The organism is Rhodonellum sp., assembly GCF_030656585.1.
Taxonomy (GTDB): domain Bacteria; phylum Bacteroidota; class Bacteroidia; order Cytophagales; family Cyclobacteriaceae; genus Rhodonellum; species Rhodonellum psychrophilum.
Genome location: NZ_JAUSPP010000038.1, coordinates 1 through 3,490, shown reverse-complemented (window position 1 = coordinate 3,490; position 3,490 = coordinate 1). Strand labels below are relative to the sequence as shown.

Annotated in this window: 3 protein-coding genes and 1 pseudogene; 3 read left to right on the top strand and 1 reads right to left on the bottom strand. The window is 42.2% G+C overall.

Annotation, left to right across the window (positions count from 1 at the left end; translation table 11 throughout):
• Positions 1–664, bottom strand: a pseudogene (locus Q7J63_RS10520) (hypothetical protein); the annotation flags it as partial.
• 208 nt (positions 665–872) lie between these two features.
• Between Q7J63_RS10520 and Q7J63_RS10515 the strand changes: the two are divergent.
• From Q7J63_RS10515 to Q7J63_RS10505, 3 genes are all read left to right on the top strand, one after another.
• Positions 873–1,442: a Pycsar system effector family protein gene (locus Q7J63_RS10515; protein WP_019598444.1), complete on the top strand. Its 570-nt coding sequence runs from the start codon at positions 873–875 to the stop codon at positions 1,440–1,442.
• A gap of 82 nt (positions 1,443–1,524) precedes the next feature.
• Positions 1,525–2,553, top strand: a complete 1,029-nt coding sequence (locus Q7J63_RS10510; RefSeq protein ID WP_304885963.1) for a hypothetical protein — start codon at positions 1,525–1,527, stop codon at positions 2,551–2,553.
• Between the two features lie 26 nt (positions 2,554–2,579).
• On the top strand, positions 2,580–3,490 hold a 911-nt coding region (locus Q7J63_RS10505), incomplete at its 3' end, for a metallophosphoesterase (protein ID WP_304885962.1).

The following is a 3,490-nucleotide window of genomic DNA, read 5'->3' as shown; positions in this document are numbered from 1 at the left end:
CGGCAATCAGTTTCACATTCTGTCGGTACTGGACGGACCAATCTGTATTCCCGATCAAATAATTGAACACGGCCATGTTCAAGAAATCATCCAGTTGGGTTTGTACGGGTCTGACCAAGGTTTTTTCCACCGCCACCATGCCGTTGCGTTCGGCCATCTGTCCCTCTTCTTCCAGTAAAATCCCATAAAATGGACCTTGCTCTTTTGGCTTTAATTTGGGGTCGTCTAAAACCACTTTGACCAGTTTGGCTTGGAAACTTTTTGGACTGATCAGGTTGTAAAGTTTGTAAACATGGTATTCTCGGATCAGGAAACTTTCTCCCTGACAGGGCATCACCAGTTTTAGACGGTCCTGTTGTGCGAAAATCGTTTTCTTTCTGTCTTCTTTTCGGAAATTCAAGAGCAATGGAGGATGGGAACAAATGCCTTTTGCCCTCCTGAAATTCCCTCGGGTTCTCAACCGGATAGGGATGGTAACAACACTGCTGTCCCCATCCGTGTAGCGCAAATTTCCAGAGCGATATTGCGGATCTCCTGACCGATCCCTTAATACTTCCGCCAAATCGCCTGACAAGGTGATTGTAAATACTTCCTCATTTTCAAATAAGCCACCCGTCTGGGCACTCGAAAATCCGGTAAGAAACAGCAGGAAAAACAAGGCCAAGCAGGTTGAGCACTTCTGACCAATACACCCTTTTCCCGAAAAGCAGTGAACAAAAGAAAAAATGGGAATTGATTTCATTTCCATTACATAGTGTTGAAATAAAGCAGTTTAAGTTATAAAAATATTTTGATATTTCTGAAAATCTGCTTCTTCATTTTATGTAATTCTTTGTTTAAAATAATTAACTTAGTTATATAAAAACCATAAAATGGAAATAGAACAAGAGGAAGAGCATAAAAAATCCGGGAGGGAGCGAGAAACGCTTTTTCGCGCAACTTACAGAAACCAAACCAATCTGAGGCAGATCGTGGATAGCAAGGCAAACATGATCATCAGCATCAATACAGTGATCATTTCTTCCATAATCGCCATTTCAGGTTATGGAGTCGTAGCCGAAAAACTTGATTTTTACCAATATTCCATCATTATCCCTATGGTGGTGATCGTTCTTTCCTGTCTTACATCTGCCATTTTGGCGATTTTGGCGGCTCAGCCAAAGATCATCGAATCCCATTTCAAACCCAACCCTTCAGAAAAGACAAGCCTGCTGTTTTTTGGCGTGATTGCAGATTATACCCAACAGGAATATATCAACAAAATGGAAGAATTGTTGAATTCAAGGAAGGACATCTACGAGCACATGATCATCGATCTCTATAGCCAAGGGGTGATTTTAAAACAGAAATACAACCTGCTCGGCTACGCATATAAAGTGCTCATGATCGGATTTGCAACCGGCGTACTGGGCTTTGTGATCTTTATGGTCTTCTTCAGGTGAGTGATTTTTCCTTTTTAAGATGGAAAAGGATATGAAATTGATTGACTAAAAATTTTTGGAGTTTAATTTCAATTAGTAATGCATGAAAACCAAAGCGCTTGTCATTTTCCTGCTCGTTATTTTTTGCCATGTAAGTGTGGCTCAGGAAAGAATATTAGCACCACTTTTTGGAAGTGACTCACTGCTGGAAATGAGCTTGTCTTATTCTTTCAAGGACTTAAGGAAAAATACAAACGACTCACTTTATCTCCCCACGATTCTCCATTATAAAACCAATAGAGGAAACTGGGATTCAATTGGAATCGAAATGCGCTCAAGGGGGAATTTCAGAATGAAAAACTGTTTTTTCTCTCCTGCCAGAATCAAAATAAGCAAAAAGGAGAGCAAGGGGACGCTATTTGAAGGATCCAAATCCCTCAAACTTGTGCTTCCCTGTCACGCCAACAAAACTGGCAATGATCTGGCCTTGAAGGAATATCTCTGCTACAAACTTTATGAACCCATTTCCAATTATTATTTCAAAACAAGGTTGATTGACCTGAACCTGACGGATCTCGATGGAAGGCAGGCCAAATCTTACACAGCCAAGGCTTTTTTTATCGAGGACAATGATCAGGTAGCCAGACGCTTTGGAGGGAGAATCATGAAAGGCAAAAACATCAACCCCTATTCCTTGCAGGATACGGCGGCTGTAAGACATGATTTTTTTCAATTTATGATTGCCAACACGGATTGGTCCAGTTTGGTACAACACAATTTGCAGGTGATGCAATTGCCTCCGAGGACTTATATCCCATTGCCCTATGATTTTGACATGGCTGGGCTTGTCAATGCCCCTTATGCTCAAGTCAGTGAAAAGCTGGAAATTGACAATGTACGGGAAAGGCTTTACAGAGGATTTTGCAGAAATGAAGGATTGCTGCAGTATGTCAGAGCAGAGTATCTTGAACGCGAACCGCAAATTTGGGAGGCTTTCAAGCACATCGAAAAGGACATCCACAAAAACGAATTGCAGGCAATGCGGAAATTTATCGAAGAATTTTTTTCCATACTCAAAAATGACAGGAAATTCAAAGACAACATCCTTTACAAATGCCGAACGCACACCTAAAATTCAGGATTTAAAACCAAATACAAATGGTCAAGACAAAAGTCATCCCGCTCCTCCAAAGGATTTTTTTTCACTCCTTGTTCTTGCTTTCGATACAGTCCGGTTTTGCGCAGCAAATCCTGGTGCCTCCCTACATCCAGCCAGGAAATGCACCAAATTTTTTCAGTGAACAAAAGGTAGTCATCTGGCAGACCGACAGTCTGCGGGGAAACTTCAGGTTGGAATGGGGAGAAGGACTTTCTGCCATTTCCGTGAAAAAGTTTAAGTCCGTCAAACTGTCTGCAACTAAACTTAACTTGAACAATGCATCGAGTTTCCTTTATCGGGGGAATATCAAAGGTTTGAAATTTGACAGAACCTATGTGTATCGGGTGACCCAAGATCAAAAAACAATAGCCGAACATGTCTTCCAAAGCCGAACCAAAAAGCCAAAGACACGCTTTGCAGTATTCGGGGACAATGGGGCAGGCACAAGCGAACAAGCCGCCATAGCCCATCAGATTTATCTCCAAAAACCAATGTTTGCGCTTTTGACTGGAGACATGGCCTATTCCTATGGCAGGGAATTGGAGTATCGCCACCGGTTTTTCCCCTATTATTTGGCGCAGGAGGCTTCACCGGTATTGGGAGCCCCTTTGATGGGAAGCATTCCTTTTTACATGTTTTTGGGCAACCACGATATCTACAGTGCCGATTTCACCAAATATCCAGATGGATTGGCATATTTCTATTACAGTGATTTGCCCTTGAATGCACCGATTCCAAAGATGACGGTCACACCCGAAGGTCCTCAGGATTTGATTGATGCCTTTGTGAAAAACACAGCGCCCCGTTTTCCGAGAATTTCCAACTACTCCTTCCAATACGGGAATGTGCACATCGTTTGTCTGGATGCCAATTACTACGTCAACCCTCTGGATCCTGCATTGATGGAGTG